The sequence below is a fragment of the Rhodococcus sp. M8 genome, from assembly GCF_015654185.1.
Lineage (GTDB): Bacteria > Actinomycetota > Actinomycetes > Mycobacteriales > Mycobacteriaceae > Rhodococcus > Rhodococcus aetherivorans.
The window spans coordinates 2,787,966-2,804,622 of sequence record NZ_CP064065.1 but is presented as its reverse complement, the minus strand read 5'-3'; the positions used below and the strand labels follow the sequence as shown (position 1 = coordinate 2,804,622).

15 protein-coding genes and 1 pseudogene are annotated in these 16,657 nt (G+C 70.4%); 6 read left to right on the top strand and 10 right to left on the bottom strand.

The annotated features are described in order from the left end of the window. Positions 1 to 3: 3 nt before the first annotated feature. The gene (locus tag ISO16_RS12520; RefSeq protein WP_006940275.1) at positions 4 to 471 is read right to left on the bottom strand and encodes a universal stress protein; all 468 of its coding nucleotides are present in this window, start codon (positions 469 to 471) and stop codon (positions 4 to 6) included. Positions 472 to 571: 100 nt separating this feature from the next. Between ISO16_RS12520 and ISO16_RS12515 the strand changes: the two genes are divergently transcribed. Next, the gene (locus ISO16_RS12515) at positions 572 to 1,753 is read left to right on the top strand and encodes a glycoside hydrolase family 3 N-terminal domain-containing protein (protein WP_072636267.1); all 1,182 of its coding nucleotides are present in this window, start codon (positions 572 to 574) and stop codon (positions 1,751 to 1,753) included. Positions 1,754 to 1,820: 67 nt separating this feature from the next. Then, a complete protein-coding gene (locus ISO16_RS12510; RefSeq protein ID WP_006940279.1) occupies positions 1,821 to 2,429 on the top strand; it encodes a TetR/AcrR family transcriptional regulator in 609 nt (202 codons plus the stop codon). Between the two features lie 8 nt (positions 2,430 to 2,437). Here the strand turns inward: ISO16_RS12510 and ISO16_RS12505 are convergent, their stop codons facing one another. The 4 genes from ISO16_RS12505 to ISO16_RS12490 are packed head-to-tail and all read right to left on the bottom strand — an operon-like array spanning position 2,438 to position 5,247. Continuing rightward, positions 2,438 to 3,679 (bottom strand): NAD(P)/FAD-dependent oxidoreductase, encoded by a 1,242-nt coding sequence (locus tag ISO16_RS12505; RefSeq protein WP_072636266.1) that lies wholly within the window; start codon positions 3,677 to 3,679, stop codon positions 2,438 to 2,440. Continuing rightward, the gene (locus tag ISO16_RS12500; protein WP_006940282.1) at positions 3,676 to 3,861 is read right to left on the bottom strand and encodes a rubredoxin; all 186 of its coding nucleotides are present in this window, start codon (positions 3,859 to 3,861) and stop codon (positions 3,676 to 3,678) included. Before ISO16_RS12500 ends, ISO16_RS12505 begins: the two co-directional genes overlap by 4 nt. Position 3,862: 1 nt before the next feature. Continuing rightward, complete coding sequence (locus ISO16_RS12495) at positions 3,863 to 4,024, bottom strand: rubredoxin (protein WP_003939211.1); 162 nt, start codon at positions 4,022 to 4,024, stop codon at positions 3,863 to 3,865. Then, positions 4,024 to 5,247 (bottom strand): alkane 1-monooxygenase, encoded by a 1,224-nt coding sequence (locus tag ISO16_RS12490; RefSeq protein ID WP_072636265.1) that lies wholly within the window; start codon positions 5,245 to 5,247, stop codon positions 4,024 to 4,026. The genes ISO16_RS12495 and ISO16_RS12490 overlap by 1 nt, the downstream gene beginning before the upstream one ends. Before the next feature lie 210 nt (positions 5,248 to 5,457). On the opposite strand from ISO16_RS12490, the gene ISO16_RS12485 reads away from it, so the two are divergent. Together ISO16_RS12485 and ISO16_RS12480 are read left to right on the top strand one after the other, a co-directional pair. Then, on the top strand, positions 5,458 to 5,832 hold the full coding sequence (locus ISO16_RS12485; protein ID WP_029546042.1) for an ArsR/SmtB family transcription factor: 375 nt from the start codon (positions 5,458 to 5,460) through the stop codon (positions 5,830 to 5,832). After that, positions 5,829 to 6,314, top strand: a complete 486-nt coding sequence (locus ISO16_RS12480) for an SRPBCC family protein (protein ID WP_072636264.1) — start codon at positions 5,829 to 5,831, stop codon at positions 6,312 to 6,314. Before ISO16_RS12485 ends, ISO16_RS12480 begins: the two co-directional genes overlap by 4 nt. 120 nt (positions 6,315 to 6,434) lie before the next feature. Here ISO16_RS12480 and ISO16_RS12475 read toward each other — a convergent pair whose 3' ends face one another. Further along, entirely contained in the window at positions 6,435 to 7,292 is an 858-nt protein-coding gene (locus ISO16_RS12475) for a MaoC/PaaZ C-terminal domain-containing protein (protein ID WP_029546038.1), read from the bottom strand. Further along, positions 7,292 to 8,638 carry a 3-oxoacyl-ACP reductase gene (locus tag ISO16_RS12470; RefSeq protein ID WP_072636263.1) on the bottom strand — a complete coding sequence of 449 codons (1,347 nt, stop codon included), beginning with the start codon at positions 8,636 to 8,638 and terminating at the stop codon, positions 7,292 to 7,294. Before ISO16_RS12470 ends, ISO16_RS12475 begins: the two co-directional genes overlap by 1 nt. 130 nt (positions 8,639 to 8,768) lie before the next feature. Between ISO16_RS12470 and ISO16_RS12465 the strand changes: the two genes are divergently transcribed. Together ISO16_RS12465 and ISO16_RS12460 are read left to right on the top strand one after the other, a co-directional pair. Continuing rightward, on the top strand, positions 8,769 to 10,082 hold the full coding sequence (locus ISO16_RS12465) for an acetyl-CoA C-acetyltransferase (protein ID WP_006931659.1): 1,314 nt from the start codon (positions 8,769 to 8,771) through the stop codon (positions 10,080 to 10,082). A gap of 243 nt (positions 10,083 to 10,325) precedes the next feature. Continuing rightward, positions 10,326 to 12,701 carry a VanW family protein gene (locus ISO16_RS12460; protein ID WP_170913986.1) on the top strand — a complete coding sequence of 792 codons (2,376 nt, stop codon included), beginning with the start codon at positions 10,326 to 10,328 and terminating at the stop codon, positions 12,699 to 12,701. Between the two features lie 243 nt (positions 12,702 to 12,944). Here the strand turns inward: ISO16_RS12460 and ISO16_RS12455 are convergent. The 3 genes and pseudogenes from ISO16_RS12455 to ISO16_RS12445 all read right to left on the bottom strand — a co-directional run bounded on the left by ISO16_RS12455 (position 12,945) and on the right by ISO16_RS12445 (position 16,655). After that, positions 12,945 to 14,778 (bottom strand): annotated as a pseudogene (locus tag ISO16_RS12455) (acyl-CoA dehydrogenase). 101 nt (positions 14,779 to 14,879) lie between these two features. Then, positions 14,880 to 15,488 (bottom strand): class I SAM-dependent methyltransferase, encoded by a 609-nt coding sequence (locus ISO16_RS12450; protein WP_072636182.1) that lies wholly within the window; start codon positions 15,486 to 15,488, stop codon positions 14,880 to 14,882. Positions 15,489 to 15,518: 30 nt separating this feature from the next. Continuing rightward, entirely contained in the window at positions 15,519 to 16,655 is a 1,137-nt protein-coding gene (locus tag ISO16_RS12445) for a DUF4185 domain-containing protein (protein WP_442800818.1), read from the bottom strand. Positions 16,656 to 16,657: the final 2 nt, after the last annotated feature.

Sequence of the window (16,657 nt, the reverse complement as noted above, 5' to 3'; positions counted from 1 at the left end):
CGGTTAGCGCCCCGGGGGGACGATCAGCACGGGCCGATGGCTGTGGCGCAGCACGTGGTCGGCCACCGACGACTGCAGCAGCGAGCGCAGGCCCGTGGTGCCGCGGGTGCCGGTGACGATGATGTCGACGTTCAGCTCGTCGGCGGCCTCGACGATCGCGGTCCACACGGCACTGACCACCTCGAGGGTGCGGCCCTCCGCGGCGAGGCCGGCGGAGCGGGCGAGTTCGAGTCCCTCCGCGTTGATCACCTTCGCGTCGGTGAGGGCCACGTCCTCGGTTTCCTCGTCGGGTACCCACTCCGGCTGCATCACCCCCGACAGCCCGGACATGCGTGCGGCCTGACGGACCATCGGTTCCCAGGCCGTGACGACGACGGCGCGGCACGAGGCGAGGAATCGCCCCGCGTACCGCACGGCCCGCTTGGCGTTCTCGGAGCCGTCGTAGGCGATGAGGATGAGATCTGCGGGCATCACGCGTCCCCTGCTGTCGTGGCGGTCCTTGGGGGGCACTTTACCCGTCGCCGCGGGTCGTCGGGGCAGGCGCGGCGGTGGTCGGCTACCGTCGGTGGCCATGCGGATCCGTCACACCCTCACCGTCGCGGTCGCGGCTGTCCTCGCCGTCGCCGGGTGCGGGGGACAGGACGCGCCCCGGACCCCGGAGCCCACGGCCGCCGCGACGTCGCAGGCCACGTCGACCGTCGCACAGTCGCCGTCGCCCGCCCCGATGGCGACCGCGTCACCCGCACCGTCCTGCGGCGACGAGCTGCTCGCGTCGCTGACGGTGCGGCAGCGGCTCGCCCAGCTGCTCAACGTCGGTGTCACCGGCACCGCCGACGCCCTCGAGGCGGTGCGGTCCGAACAGATCGGCGGGATCTTCGTCGGCAGCTGGACCGACGTGTCGATGCTGGCCAACCGGGAGATCCCGCAGGTGGTGGCGGCGAGCCGGTTGCCGCTGATGGTCACCATCGACGAGGAGGGCGGCCGGGTCTCGCGCGTGGGGGCGCTGTTCGGCCCCGATCCGTCGGCGCGGGTGACGGCGCAGACGATGACCGTCGAGGAGACGTACCGGATGGCGCTCGAGCGGGGCCGCGAGCTCCGCGAGCTGGGCGTCACCGTCGACTTCGCGCCGGACGTGGACGTGAGCAGTCAGCCGGACGACTCGGTGATCGGCGACCGCTCCTTCTCCGACGATCCGCAGGTGGTGGTGCAGTATGCCGGCGCCTATGCGCAGGGCCTGCGCGACGCGGGAATCCTGCCGGTGCTCAAGCACTTCCCGGGCCACGGTTCGGCGTCGGGCGACTCGCACACCGGTGCGGTCACGGCGCCGCCGCTCGATCAGCTGCAGCAGGTGGACCTGGTGCCGTACCGGGAGCTCGTGGATTCCGGGGTCGCGGTGATGCTCGGGCACCTCGACGTGCCGGGGCTGACCGAGGGACTGCCGGCGAGCATCAGCCCGCAGGCGGTGCAGTTGCTGCGGTCCGGAACGGGTTACGGCGCCCCGCCGTTCGACGGGGTGGTCTTCACCGACGACCTGTCGGGCATGCGGGCCATCACCGACACGTACGACATCACCGAAGCGGTGCAGGCGGCGCTCGCCGCCGGGGTGGACCAGGCGTTGTGGCTGACCACCGACGACGTCCCGCGGGTGCTCGACCATCTCGAACAGGCCGTGGCGACGGGAGCGCTGCCGGCCGCGCGGGTGGACGACGCGGTGCGCACCGTCGCGCGCGCCAAGGGCGCGCTGGACTGCTGAATCGGCGTCGGAAACCAGCTCCTTACTCTAGAGTAAGGAGCTGGGAGCATCGGGACTTGGAGGAGACATGGCCGGCGGTACCAAGCGACTGCCTCGCGCGGTGCGGGAACAGCAGATGCTGGACGCCGCCGTGGAGGTTTTCTCCGAGAACGGGTTTCACAATACCTCGATGGACGCCATCGCGGCCCGGGCTCAGATCTCCAAGCCGATGCTCTACCTGTACTACGGCTCGAAGGACGAACTGTTCGCCGCGTGCATCAGCCGGGAGGGGCAGCGGTTCGTCGAGGCCCTGACGCCCGCCGGTGATCCCGGGCTCACGCCGCGCGATCAGCTGCGGGTGGCGCTCGAGTCGTTCCTCGGGTTCGTCGACGCCCACCGCAACTCGTGGATGGTGCTCTACCGCCAGGCGATGTCCCAGCAGGCGTTCGCCGGGCAGGTGCGCAGCAGCCGGGACCGGCTCATCGAGCTCACCGCGCACCTGCTCGAGTCGAGCACGCGCGACCCGGAGCCGGGAACCGACTTCGCCATCATGGCCGTTGCGCTCGTCGGCGCCGGTGAGGCCGTCGCCGACCGCATCGCCGGCGGCGAGATCGACGTGGAGAAGGCCGCCGATCTGCTCGAGAACCTGGCCTGGCGCGGTCTGGCCGGCAAGAAGCGCACCGACCATCAAGGCTGAGCGGCCCGCTACAGCGATGCCGGCGTGGCCGCCGCGCGCCGACCCGCGACGTCGCCCAGTGCGACGGACTCGTCCGCGAGCGCACCGCGATCGACCGCCGCGCCGGCGGCAACGAGCTGCCGCACGATGCGGATGTCCTTCGGGCGGCCGAGGGCGATCGCCCCCACCAGCCGGTCGCCGCGCAGCGCGAGGGCCGTGAAGTCCCGGCCCTCGATCGACCCGCGCACCACGTAGTCGTCGTCGTGGCGGGACCAGCCGGCGAACTGCAGGTTGTGCCCGTACTGGTTGGACCAGCCCCACGGCACCTCCGCGGCGCCGAGCGGCTGCCCGAGGACGGACTTCGCGGCGGCGATGCCCTGGGCCCGGGCGCTGTTCCAGTTCTCCGTGCGGTGCCGGCCGCCGAGCACCGGGTTGGGCTGCTCGATCACGTCGCCCGCGGAGTAGACCCCGGCGGCGGAGGTGCGGTAGGCCTCGTCGACGACGATGCCGTCGCCGACGGTCAGCCCGGCCGCGCGGGCGAGCGCGGTGTCCGGCACCGAGCCCACCGCGACGAGGGCGGCGCCGGCCGTCCAGGCGCGCCCGTCCTCGGCGGTGGCATGCACCCCGTCGTCGTCGCCGGTGAGGGAGCGCAGCGCGACGCCGGTGTGGACGGGCACGTCGCGTTCGGCGTGCAGGCCGACGTACATCTCGGCGACGGCGGGCGGCACGATGCGGCCGAGCGGCGACGGCGCGCTCTCGAGCACGGTGACCTCTGCTCCCAGTTCCCTTGCGGTGGAGGCGACTTCGCAGCCGATCAGGCCGGCGCCGACGACGAGGAGCGAACGGTGCGCCTCGATCGCGGCCCGCAGCGGGGCGACGTTCCCGGCCGTGCGCAGGCTCAGCACCCTGTCCCCGCCGTCGTGGTCCAGGTGGCGGGCGCGGGCGCCCGTCGCCAGGATCACCGCGTCGTAGTCGAGAATCTCGTTGTCCCACAGCCGGAGCCGGCGACGCCGTGGGTCGAGTTCGACGACGCGGGTCTCGGTGCGCAGGTCGATGTCGTGGTCGGCCCAGTAGCCGGCCGGTTCGAGCTGTGCCCGCTCCGCGGTGATGCGGCCGGCGAGCAGGTCCTTCGACAGCACCGGCCGCCGGTAGGGCAGCGCGGCCTCCTCGCCGATCAGCACGACACGTCCGGCGAAGCCCTCCTTGCGCAGGGTCTGTGCGGCGGTCGCGCCGGCCACCCCGGTGCCGACGACGACGATCGTCTCGGTCATGTCCGGCTGACCTCGACCATCTCGAAATCGGACTTGGCGGCGCCGCAGTCCGGGCAGGACCAGTCGTCGGGGATCTCGTCCCATCGGGTGCCGGGGGCGATGCCGTCCTCCGGCCAGCCCTCGGCCTCGTCGTATTCGAATCCGCACTGCAGGCAACGGAAGAGCTTGTAGTTCGTGGTCATGTCAGCGTCCTTCGAAGTCGATCTTCTCGCGGACCCCGCAGTCGGGGCAGCACCAGTCGTCGGGAATCGCGTCCCAGGGTGTGCCGGCGGGGAAACCCTCGCGGGGCGCGCCTGCGGTCTCGTCGTAGACGTAGTTGCACACCGGGCACTCGTAGGCGGCCATCACTGCGCCCCGTACTCGGCGAGGACCTTGCCGCGCTTGCTCGGCTGGATGTTGGCGCGGGTGATGTCGCCGTCGTAGTGCTCGACGACGCGGTGGTCCATCACCTTGCGCCACAGCGGCGGGATGTAGGCGAGCCCGATCATGCTCGCGTAGCCGCTGGGCAGGTTGGGGGCGCCGTCCATGCTCCGCAGGGTCTGGTAGCGGCGGGTCGGGTTCGCGTGGTGATCGCTGTGCCGCTGCAGGTGGTACAGAAAGATGTTGGTGACGATGTGGTCGGAGTTCCAGCTGTGCGCGGGGGTGCAGCGCTCGTACCGGCCGGTGGCGGTCTTCTGCCGCAGCAGCCCGTAGTGCTCGAGGTAGTTCACCGTCTCGAGCAGGGAGAAGCCGTAGACGGCCTGCAGGATCAGGAACGGGATGATCACCGGGCCGAACACCGCGACGAGCACACCGAACAGGACCACCGACATCGCCCACGCGTTGAGAACGTCGTTACGCAGGGTCCACGGGCTGTTGCCGAGGCGCTGCAGGCGGGTCTTCTCGAGTTCCCACGAGGACTTCAGGCTGCCCCACACGCTGCGCGGCAGGAACGTCCAGAACGATTCGCCGAAGCGGGCCGAAGCCGGGTCCTCCGGGGTCGACACCCGCACGTGGTGGCCGCGGTTGTGCTCGATGTAGAAGTGGCCGTAAAAGGTCTGGGCCAGGGTGATCTTCGACAGCCACCGTTCGAGGTCGTCCTTCTTGTGGCCGAGCTCGTGGGCGGTGTTGATCCCGACACCACCCATCACGCCGACGCTGAACGCCAGGCCGATCTTCGAGATCAGCCCCAGGCCGCCGTCGATCCCCAGCCAGGACAGGTTCCCGGTCGACCACAGGTAGCAGGCGAAGACGAGACTGGCCAGCTGGAACGGGATGTAGGCGTAGGTGCAGTACCGGTAGTACTTGTCGTTCTCGAGCATCTCCATCACCTCGTCCGGCGGGTTCTGCCCGTCGGGGCCGAAGAACCGGTCGAGGATCGGCAGCAGCACGTACACCAGCAGGGGGCCGATCCACCACCACATCGGCGAGACCGCGGTCCAGCCGAGTTGGTTGAATCCCCAGACCAGTGCGGTCGCGAGGAAGATCGCCGTGGGCGGGATCAACCCCATGAGCCACAGATACCGCTTGCGATCGCGCCACTGTTCCACCGGCGCCTGCGCGTACCGCCCGATGTCCGACGTCGTCACCGTTCGACCTCCCTGTCCCGTGAAGCGTCCAGTTCGAGGAGCCGGTATGAGCCAGCTCACTGTGATGTGGACAGTACAGGACATTTGGTCTCAGCGATAGACAAAAGATCGTAATTTGTAAAAGGCTCGTCGCGCCGGCGGGGTTGTCCGTTTCCGTCGTCGACGCCGACTCCTTTACAGGCGGGGGTTGTGCGGCTAATCTACAACCAAATGGTTGTAGATCGGATTCGTGAAGACGCGGTGGACGAGCTGTTCCACGCCCTGGCGGACGCCACCCGGCGGGACATCCTGCATCGCTGCGCGCGGACCGCGGCGTCGGTCTCGCGGCTGGCCGAGGCCTATCCCATGAGCTTTGCCGCGGTGCAGAAGCACGTGGCGGTACTCGAACGGGCCGGCCTCGTCAGGAAGGAACGACGCGGACGGGAGCAACTCGTGCACACCGACCCGGACGCGATCGACACGGCCCGGCGGGTGCTCGACCAGCTCGAGGGCGCCTGGCGGGAACGAGTGGATCGGATGTCGGCCCTGCTCACCGAGGAACCGGATCCGGCCCGGAACGACCCGAGGAAAGGACGACAACGATGAGCGTGACCAGCGTCGAGAAGGACTTCGACAGCCTGACCCTGACCTTGATCGCCGACTTCCGCGCACCGCTCGAACGGGTGTGGCAGTTGTGGGCCGACCCCCGGCAGCTGGAGCGGTGGTGGGGACCGCCGACCCACCCGGCGACTGTGGAACAACACGATCTGGTCCCGGGTGGCACCGTCACCTACTTCATGACCGGTCCCGAGGGGGACAAGTACCGCGGCTGGTGGAACGTCACCGCGGTCGCGCCGCCCGAGTCCCTGGAATTCACCGACGGGTTCGCCGACGAGGACGGGACGCCGAACCGCGAGATGCCGACCACCACGGTGCGGATGCAGCTCGTCGAGCACGAGGGCGGCACCCGGATGCGGATTCTTTCCGCGTTCGCGTCCCGGGAACAGATGGAGCAACTGGCCGGCATGGGTATGGAAGAAGGCCTGCGGCTCGCCGTCGGTCAGATGGACGCTCTGCTCGCCGGCTGATCCGCCGAGCGCGCCCCGCCCCCGCCCTCGAGCCCGCCCCCGCCCGAGCGAATGTATCGTTGATCTCCTCAGTGGGAGTCGACGATACATTCGCTCGGAGCGATTGCGGCGCAGCCGCTCTCAGCGCAGGGTGGCGGTGAGGTGCGGGTAGCCCTTCTTCGGGTGGCGCAGCGCCAGGTCCCAGCCGTCGGCGGCGCGTGCGGCGTAGAGGTTCACGGTCGCGGGCAACAGGACCGGCTTGCCGAACCGGACCGAGTACGTCGCGCGCGACGGGATGCGGCCCTCCACGGCCCGCAGCGCCGCGGCCGCGCTCCACATGCCGTGCGCGATGGGCTTGGGGAACCCGAACGCCTTGGCGCCGAGCCGGGAGACGTGGATCGGGTTGCGGTCACCCGAGACCGATGCGTAGCGGTCGATCGTCTTCTGGTCCACCCGCAGCGTCGACGTCGGCACCGGAGGGATCTCCTCGGCCTTCGGTTCGGGCTTCGGCTGATCCGACAGCGAGGTGCGCTGCTGGTGCAGGAACGACGACGTCTGCCGCCACACCAGCTCCCGGCCGACGCTGATCTCGCTCACCAGGTCGACGAGCAGGCCCTTGCGGTGCTCCCGCAGGTTCTCGGCATGCACCCTCAGATCCAGCGGCTCGGTCACGGACACGGGCCGCACCTGCTCGATCACGTTCTCGGCATGGACGGAACCGACGGCGGCGAAGGGAAAGCCCTTCGACACCATCAGCTTCATCACGACGGGGAACGTCAGCGTGAACGGGTACGTCAGCGGGAGCGTGTCGCCGAAGCGCAGTCCGCACACCTTCGTGTACTCGGCCAGGTTGTCCGGGTCGACGCGCAGGCCGCGCAGCACGAGGGTGTCGTCGGGCAGGCGGTCGCCCGAGGCGCCCACGACGGGCAGCGCCGAGAGCGCCGCCCGCGCGTAGACGTCGAGAGTCGAAGGGCGCGAGGAGAGTTCGACGACAGCCATCACGCCCCCAGCATGGACTGGCCGCACACGCGCACGACCTGGCCGGTGACCGCGCTCGACGCCGGGTTGGCGAACCAGGCGACGGTCTCGGCGACGTCGACGGTCTGCCCGCCCTGCTGCAGCGAACTCATGAGGCGACCGGCCTCGCGGGTGGCCACCGGGATCGCTGCGGTCATGGCCGTCTCGATGAAGCCGGGTGCGACGGCGTTGATGGTGATGTTCTTCTCGGCCAGCACGGGCGCGGTGGCCTGCACCATCCCGATGACACCCGCCTTGGACGCGCCGTAGTTGGTCTGGCCGCGGTTGCCGGCGATGCCGGCGATCGACGACACGTCGACCACGCGGCCGCCCTCCTTCAGCGCGCCCTTCTCGACCAGCTTCTCGGTGATCTTCTGGGGGGCGAGCAGATTCACGGCCATGACGGCGTTCCACCGCGCGGCGTCCATGTTGGCGAGCAGCTTGTCGCGGGTGATGCCGGCGTTGTGGACGATGATGTCGGCGCCGCCGTGCCGCTCGAGCAGGTACTCGGCGAGCCTGTCGCCCGCGTCCGGGGCGGTGACGTCCAGGGCGAGGGAGACGCCGCCGACCTTGTTCGCGGTCTGCGACAGGGCGTCGCCGGCCGCGGGGATGTCCGCGCAGACGACGTGCGCGCCGTCGCGGGCGAGTACCTCGGCGATCGTGGCGCCGATGCCGCGGGCCGCGCCGGTGACGACGGCGACCTTCCCGGCGAGCGGGCGCTCCCACGACTCGGGGGCCTTCGCGTCGCCGGCACCGACGCGGATCACCTGGCCGGAGACGAACGCGGACTTCGCGGACAACAGGAAGCGCAGCGTGGATTCGAGGCCGGACAGGCCGGTGGCGGCATCGGGGGAGATGTACACCAGCTGGGCCGTCGCGCCGCGGCGCAGTTCCTTGCCGACGCTGCGGGTGAAGCCTTCGAGCGCGCGCTGGGCGATGCGCTCGTCCACGGAGGAGGCTTCCTCCGGGGTGGTGCCGAGCACCACGACGCGCCCGCTCGGGCCGAGCCCCTTGATCGCGGGCTGGAAGAAGGTGAACAGCTGCTCGAGGCCCGCGACGTCCGTGATGCCGGTGGCGTCGAAGACGAGCGCCCCGTACGCGGTGTCGGCGGGATCGGCGAACGGGTAGTCGGACAGCAGAGTGCGGATCGGTTCGACGAGGCGGCCGTTGCCCCCGACGAGCAGCGGGCCGGCCAGCGGCGGCTGACCCGGCTCGTACCGGCGCAGCTTCTCCGGCTTCGGCAGGCCGAACTGCTTGGCGAGGAATGCTCCGGGCGCGGACCCGATCAACTGGGCATAGAGGCCGGGGGCGCTCTTGGTTTCAGCCACGATTCCACCTTCTCTGGTTCGGACGTCGGTATTGTCGGGAGGGGCCGACGGTGTGGTGTCGACAACGAACTTACTCGCGAGTAAGAATAGTAGCCAGAGTCTGTATCCACCAGCATCCCGGGAGACGTCAGTGACCACCACCGCTCGTTCCACGCAGCTGCGCCGTGTCGCAATCCTCGGCGGCAACCGGATCCCCTTCGCCCGGTCGGACCGCACGTACGCCCGCGCGTCGAACCAGGACATGTTCACCGCCACGCTCGACGGGCTGGTGAGCCGGTTCAACCTCCAGGGAGAGCGGCTCGGTGCCGTCGTCGGCGGGGCCGTCCTCAAGCACAGCCGCGACTTCAACCTGATCCGCGAGTGCGTACTCGGCAGCGCGCTGAACCCGCACACCCCCGCCTGGGACCTGCAGCAGGCCTGCGGCACCGGCCTGCAGTCGATCATCTCCGTCGGTGACGCCGTCGCCGCCGGCCGCATCGAGGCCGGCATCGGCGGCGGTGTCGACACCACCTCCGATGCCCCCATCGGCGTCAACAACGAGCTGCGCGAGTTCCTGCTCTCCCTCAACCGGGCCCGCTCGACCGGCGACCGCGTCAAGCTGCTCGGCCAGGTCCGGCCGTCGATGCTCGGCATCGAGATCCCCCGCAACGGCGAGCCCCGCACCGGTCTGTCGATGGGCGAGCACGCGGCGATCACCGCCAAGGAGTTCGGCATCGCCCGGGAGGCTCAGGACGAGCTGGCCGCCGCGAGCCACCGCAACATGGCCGCCGCCTACGATCGTGGCTTCTTCGACGACCTCGTCACCCCGTTCCTCGGCCTCACCCGCGACGACAACCTGCGCCCGGACTCGACGGTCGAGAAGCTCTCCGGCCTGAAGCCGGTGTTCGGCGTCGAGCTCGGCGGCGCCACCATGACCGCGGGCAATTCGACCCCGCTCACCGACGGTGCGTCGGCGGCGCTGCTGTCGTCGGAGGAGTGGGCTGCGGAGCGCAGGCTGCCCGTGCTCGCCTACCTCGTGGACTCGGAGACCGCGGCGGTCGACTACGTCCACGGTGGCGACGGCCTGCTCATGGCCCCCACCTACGCGATCCCGCGGCTGCTGAAGCGCAACGGCCTGACGCTGCAGGACTTCGACTTCTACGAGATCCACGAGGCGTTCGCCTCCGTCGTCCTGGCCACGCTCCAGGCGTTCGAGTCGGAGGAGTACTGCAAGGGCCGGCTCGGTCTGGACGCTCCGCTCGGGTCCATCGACCGCAGCAAGCTCAACGTCAACGGCTCGTCGCTGGCGGCCGGGCACCCGTTCGCCGCGACGGGTGGCCGCATCGTCGCGTCCCTGGCGAAGATGCTGCATGAGAAGCGGCAGGAGACCGGCAAGCCCGTGCGGGGCCTCATCTCGATCTGCGCCGCAGGTGGGCAGGGTGTGACCGCCATCCTCGAGGCCTGAGCCGACCCCGGCGGCCCCGTCCGGAAAAAATCCCGGAAGTCTGTAACGCCCCGGCGGGGCCGCCGATAAACCAGTCGACCTCGCGTTGCTGCCTGACCCCCGACCTGGCGGCAACGCGAGGTCTTTCGCTTGTCCGCGGGGGGCTCGGACCGCCCATCGGCTCGGGGGCGCCGGGAACCCGACATTAGGCTGGATACCGAGTGGTGCGCCCGATCCGGGGCGCACCCCGGTGAAAGGACATGGGTGAGCGGCAAGAGCGGGACGAACGACCCCGAGGACGGCCAGGACGAGGTTCGGTCCGCCGTCCCCGAGCCGGAGGCGACGCCCCAGGACGCCGCCGGCAACCGGACGGAGGCCGTCCCCGTGGCGAGCGCCGAGCCCACCCCGCCCCCGCAGCCCGTCGCCGGCGACGTTGCCGGGGCACCCGAGCAGGTCCCGGACGCCGAGCCGGAACCGCCGGCGGACGCCGACGTGCCGCCCTGGGAGGCGCCCACCGCCGTGCTGCCCGTCGTCGCGCCGGCGTCCGGCCGCACCGACGCCGACGTCGAGACCGAGGTCATCCCCACCCTGTCGGACGACGCCTCCCGGGAGCCGGCCACCGAGCAGGAATCGGCCCCTCGGCCGGCGACCGTACCTCCCGAGTCCGGCACCCCGGCCGGACCGCCCCCGGCCGAGCCACCACCGCCCGGACCGCCCCCGGCCGAGCCGGCGCAGGCCGGACCCGGACGCGGCGGCGGTCCGCCCTGGCGTCGCATCGCGCTGGTGGTCGGCGGCGTCGCCGCCGTGCTCGCCGCCCTCTACGTCGGCGACCTCGCCGTCTCGTCGGGCAACGTGCCGCGCGGCGTCACCGTCGCCGGTATCGAGATCGGCGGGCGGTCGGTCGCGGAGGCGGAACAGATACTGCGGACCGAACTCGGGCCGCGCGTCGACGAGCCCGTGACCGTCACGGCGGGCGACGTGGCCGCGCAGATCGTGCCGGCGCAGGCGGGTCTGGACGTCGACTGGGAGCACACCCTCGACCGCATCGGATCGCAGCCGCTCGACCCGATCACCCGCGTGGCGTCGTTCTTCGGCGGCGGCAACGAGATCGGCGTCGTGTCGACGCGCGACGACGCCGCGCTGTCGGCGGCGATCGGCGGCGTCCGCGCGGTCGCCGACCGGCCGCCACGGGAGGGCAACCTCGTGTTCGACGGGGCGACCCCGGTGCCCGTGCCGCCGCTGCCCGGGCAGACGCTCGATGCGGAGGCCTCCGCAGACCTGTTCGCCGAACGCTGGGCGTTCGGCGACGTCGCGTTCCCCGTCGAGACGGTCGAGGTGACGGTCACGCCCGAGGGACTCGAACGCGCACTGCGAGACGTCGCGGACCCCGCCGTCGCAGCCGACGTGACGGTGCGCGGTCGCGACGGGGCCGTCGCGACCCTGCCCAGCGACCGTGTCGGCGCCGTGCTGACCTTCGTGCCCGACGGCAACGGGGGACTGACCCCGCAGTACGGGATCGAGGCCGCGACCGAGATCCTCCGGCCGCAACTGGCCGCGACCGAGGTGGAGCCGAAAGACGCCCGGATCGTGCTCGAGGGCGGGGGCCCCACGGTGATCCCGTCGGTCGACGGCGAGCTCGTCGACTGGGCGGTCAGCCTCGAAGCGCTGCCGCAGCTGCTGGCCGCGCCGGGGGAGCGGGTGACCGACGCCGTGTACAAGCCGGTCACTCCCAAGCTGACCACGGAGGCCGCCGAGAAGCTGGGCATCCGCGAGGTGATCGGCGAGTTCACCACCGGGGGCTTCGAGTACGCCTCGGGCGTGAACATCCGCCTGGCGGCCTCGGAGATCAACGGTGCGCTGGTCAAGCCGGGGGAGACGTTCTCGCTCAACGGCTACACCGGCCCGCGCGGCGCGGCGCAGGGGTACGTCGAGTCCGGCATCATCAACAACGGGCGCCCATCCAAAGCGGTGGGCGGCGGCATCAGCCAGCTCGCGACCACCCTGTACAACGCGACGTACTTCGCAGGCATGGAGGACGTCGAGCACACCGAGCACAGCTACTACATCTCCCGGTACCCGGCGGCCCGGGAGGCGACGGTCTTCGAGGGCGCGATCGACCTGAAGTTCCGCAATCCTTTCGACACCGGGGTGCTGATCCAGGCGATCGGCACGTCGTCGGACATCACGGTGCGGATCTGGGGCACCAAGACCGTGGACGTCGAATCCGTGACCGGTCCCCGCACGAACTTCACGGCGCCGAACACGATCACGCTGCCGGCCGGGCCGGGGTGCATCCCGTCGAGCGGCGCGCAGGGCTTCACCGTGAGCGACACCCGCATCATCACCGACGCGGCCACTGGCCGGCAGATCTCGAGCACCACCCGCACGGTCCGCTACGACCCGGTGCCCGTGGTGCGCTGCGTCAGCGCCGAGCCGGAGCCCGCGCCGGAGGCGGCACCGGCCGCGCCGTCGCAGCCGGCGCCCGGGGAGGCGGAGACGCCCGGAGGCGGCGCGGAGGCACCCGCCGGCGCGCGACCGGCCGTGACGACGACCCCGCAGCCCGCCCCGAGCACCTCGGACGAATCCGGAGATGCGCCGGCCGCGGCCCCCGCGGGAACGTCGCAGACCGGCACGCCGTAGCGCGGAACCAGCCTGCACACGACTGTGCCCTCCCGTTACGAAACGGGAGGGCACAGTCCTGTGTACTACCTACTCACTCGGATCCGGGCCGGGCCGAGCCGGGCCGGGCCGGGCCGAGCGAATGTATCGTTCAGCTCCTCAGCGGTAGCGGACGATACATTCGCTCACCTGCCGCGGCCACCTGCCGCGGCCACCTGCCGCGGCCACCTGCCACGCTCACCTGCCACGGCCACCTGCCACGGCTCAGAAGGCCGCTTCGTCGAGCTCCATGATGTCGAGGTCGACGTTCGCGACGATGCCGCGCACGGCGGTCAGCTCGGGCAGGACGTTCTTGGCGAAGAAGCCGGCGACGGCGACCTTGCCTTCGTAGAACGCCTTGTCCTTGGCGTCCGGGCCGGCGTCGAGGGCCGCGAGGGCGATCTCGGCCTGCTCGAGCAGGCGCCAGCCGATGAGCAGGTCACCGAAGGCGAGCAGGAACCGCACCGAGCCCAGACCCACCTTGTACAGCTCGGTCGGCTGTTCCTGGGCGCCCATGAGGAAGCCGGTCAGGGTGGCGGTCATGGCCTGGACGTCCTCGAGGGCCGTGGCGAGCAGGGCCCGCTCGGACTTGAGGCGCTCGTCGGCGCTGTCGGAGGCGAGGAACTTCTGGATCTGGCCGGTGAGGTGGGCGAGGGCGACGCCGCGGTCGCGGGCGATCTTGCGGAAGAAGAAGTCCTGCGCCTGGATGGCGGTGGTGCCCTCGTAGAGGGAGTCGATCTTCGCGTCGCGGATGTACTGCTCGATCGGGTAGTCCTGCAGGAAGCCGGAGCCGCCGAGGGTCTGCAGCGAGTCGGTCAGGTACTGGTAGGCGCGCTCGGAGCCGACGCCCTTGACGATGGGCAGCAGCAGGTCGTTGACGCGGTGCGCCAGCTCGCGGTCGGCGCCGGAGATCTGCTCGGCGACGACGTCGTCCTGGTGGGCGGCGGTGTAGAGGTAGACCGCGCGCAGACCCTCGGCGTAGGCCTTCTGCATGGCCAGGGCGCGCCGCACGTCCGGGTGGTGGGTGATGGTGACCCGGGGGGCGGTCTTGTCGGTCATCTGGGTCAGATCGGCGCCCTGGACGCGTTCCTTGGCGTAGGCCAGGGCGTTGAGGTAGCCGGTGGAGAGGGTCGCGATGGCCTTGGTGCCCACCATCATGCGGGCGTGCTCGATGACGTCGAACATCTGGGCGATGCCGTTGTGGACCTCGCCGACGAGCCAGCCCTGGGCGGGCACGCCGTGGCCGCCGAAGGTGACCTCGCAGGTGGCGGACGCCTTCAGGCCCATCTTGTGCTCGACGTTGGTGACGAACACGCCGTTGCGCTCGCCCATCTCGTTCTTCTCGAAGTCGAAGTGGAACTTCGGGACGAAGAACAGCGACAGGCCCTTGGTGCCGGGGCCGGCGCCCTCGGGGCGGGCGAGGACGAGGTGGAAGATGTTTTCGAACAGATCGTCGGAGTCGGCGGAGGTGATGAACCGCTTGACGCCCTCGATGTGCCAGGAGCCGTCGTCCTGCTTGATCGCCTTGGTGCGGCCGGCGCCGACGTCGGAACCGGCATCGGGCTCGGTCAGGACCATGGTGGCGCCCCAGCCGCGTTCGACGATGGTCGCGGCCCACTGCTTCTGCTCGTCGGTGCCGTTGGCGTGGAGCACGCCGGCGAAGGAGGGGCCGGCGGCGTACATGAAGGCGGCCGGCTGGGCGCCGAGCATCATCTCGTTGACGGCCCAGCTCAGGGCGCGCGGCGCCGGCGTTCCGCCGATCTCCTCCTCGAGGCCCATGGACCAGTAGCCGGCCTCGTACCAGGAGTTGAACGCCTTCTTGAAGCCTTCGGGCAGCGAGACCGAGTGGGTCTCGGGATCGAAGACCGGGGGTGCGGTCGGTTTCGGCGAACGACTCCGCTGCGGGGCCCTCGGTGAGGGTCTTCACCTCGGCCAGAATGCCACGAGAGGTCTCCTCGTCGAGGTCACCGAACTTCCCGGCCTCGAGGAGCGTCTGAATCTTCAGCACCTCGAAGAGGTTGAACTCCAGATCCCGGAGGTTGCTCTTGTAATGGCCCATGTCTGCGCTACTCCCAGTGAGATGGTGCGGTCAAGCAGTGTTCGAGTACCGCCCAAGTTATTACTCGTCGGTAACATTCGCCTATGTTACCCGCCGGGCAACTAACTGCCAAGGGTCGGTTTGCGTGCCACGACCAGTGCGTCGATCGCCATTCCTGCGTCCGTTTCCCGCATTCTCCGCTCGGCGGTCCGGATATCCAGCCGGTCGTGCATTTCCTCGGCGAGATCCGTTGGTGTGTAGAGGATCTCGGGGTCGCGAGGACCTCCGACGCCCTCGGTGGGATTGGTCGAATCGTGCCCCAGAAATATGAGGATTCCGTCAGGTTTCAGGGCCGCGATCGCATTGTCGATCAATGCTCGTCGCTGTGGCGGAGGGAAATGGAGATAGGCGGAGAGGACGAGATCATATTCGGCATCGAAGGTGACCTCGGTCACGTCGGCGCACGCGTACGTCAGGCGCTCACGCACCCGTCGCGGCGCCTGCGCCGCGATCGCCCGGGCCTTGTCCACCGCCACCCGGGAGAAGTCGACGCCGGTCACCTCCCAGCCGCGCGTGGCCAGCCAGAGCGAGTGCCGGCCCTCGCCGCACCCCAGATCCAGTGCCCGGCCGTGCGGCAGCGACGTCGCGAACTCGACGATCACCGGGTTCGGCGGCGATCCCCACACCGTCTCGCTCTCCGCATACCGCGCATCCCACTCCTGTGCGTCCATGGAGGCACGGTAGCCCGGACGCCGCGCCGGTCAGGGGTGGAGCGTGGTACGCAGCAGCAGCACGTTGTAGTTCTGGTGCACGGTCGTGAGGAAGTACAGGTCCGGGCCCGACGACCACGGGTGGATGTAGGCGCCGTACGCCGTCGGCAGCTCCCGGGTGTCGACGACGACCTCCGGCGCGCTCCACGGGCCGGTGGGCGACGGGGCGCGGCGCATCACCACGGAGTTGTGGCCGTCGGTGGTCAGCAGCACGAACTGCCCGAGGTAGTCGTTCCACTGCACCGACAGCTCGGCCGCGCCGCCCGCCATCACCGGGCGGGCCGCATTCACGTCGCGCACCCACGCGCCGCCGTCCCAGTACTCGTAGGCCGCGAGATCGAGCATCTGCAGTTCCGGCACGCGCGCCAGGTGCACCAGGCCGCCGCGGCCGGGCGGCGTTCCGTACTGATAGACGAACCCGCCCTGCCGGACGAAGGCGCCCATCTGAAAGTTCCGGTTCCCGCCGACGCTCGGCCGCTCGGTCTGCGGCGCCACCGTCCAGTTCTCCCCGTTGTCGTGGGAGAAGGCCAGCCCCGAGAAGTTGGTCTCCCACGAGCCGGCCTGCCCCCAGTTCTTCACCGACATCAAGCTCAGGAACTGGGTGTCGCCGACGGCGATCCCCGCGGTGGGGATCCGGCTGATCTCCACGAACGGGATCTTCGGGCTCGGTACGAGTTCCTTCGCCTGACCGAAGAAGTCACGGGCCGCGCTGTCGAACGTCATTCCGTCCGTGAGGTTGCGGTCCGAGCTGCGGAACAGCGCGCTGCTGCGCCAGGCCCAGATGCTGCCCGAGAGAAGGTTGGGCAGCCCGAGGCCCGCCGTGTCGCCGAACGCGGTCAGCACCTGGCCGCGGCCGTTGTCCCACATGACGCCGAGGTCGGTGCCGAGCACGTTCATGTCCTGCGTGCGGTTGGTGCTGAGCATCCCGGTCTGCTGCGCCACCACCTGGGTGCGGCCGCGCAGCTCCGGCAGGCCGTTGACCCCGTTGAGTCCCGGGATGGGATTGATCGCGTTCGGGTTCGCCGCCACGGTGCCCGCGAACGGAACCACCGTCACGGCGGCACAGGTCAGCGCAAGGACTCCGATGCGGGCGGAAGCACGTCGGTAACCCCCATTACGTGTGTGCACGG

Coding starts and splice junctions, on each gene's coding strand:
- ISO16_RS12520 (WP_006940275.1), bottom strand. CDS start 471: ATGCCCGCAGATCTCATCCTCATCGCCTACGACGGCTCCGAGAACGCC.
- ISO16_RS12515 (WP_072636267.1), top strand. CDS start 572: ATGCGGATCCGTCACACCCTCACCGTCGCGGTCGCGGCTGTCCTCGCC.
- ISO16_RS12510 (WP_006940279.1), top strand. CDS start 1,821: ATGGCCGGCGGTACCAAGCGACTGCCTCGCGCGGTGCGGGAACAGCAG.
- ISO16_RS12505 (WP_072636266.1), bottom strand. CDS start 3,679: ATGACCGAGACGATCGTCGTCGTCGGCACCGGGGTGGCCGGCGCGACC.
- ISO16_RS12500 (WP_006940282.1), bottom strand. CDS start 3,861: ATGACCACGAACTACAAGCTCTTCCGTTGCCTGCAGTGCGGATTCGAA.
- ISO16_RS12495 (WP_003939211.1), bottom strand. CDS start 4,024: ATGGCCGCCTACGAGTGCCCGGTGTGCAACTACGTCTACGACGAGACC.
- ISO16_RS12485 (WP_029546042.1), top strand. CDS start 5,458: ATGGTTGTAGATCGGATTCGTGAAGACGCGGTGGACGAGCTGTTCCAC.
- ISO16_RS12480 (WP_072636264.1), top strand. CDS start 5,829: ATGAGCGTGACCAGCGTCGAGAAGGACTTCGACAGCCTGACCCTGACC.
- ISO16_RS12475 (WP_029546038.1), bottom strand. CDS start 7,292: ATGGCTGTCGTCGAACTCTCCTCGCGCCCTTCGACTCTCGACGTCTAC.
- ISO16_RS12450 (WP_072636182.1), bottom strand. CDS start 15,488: ATGGACGCACAGGAGTGGGATGCGCGGTATGCGGAGAGCGAGACGGTG.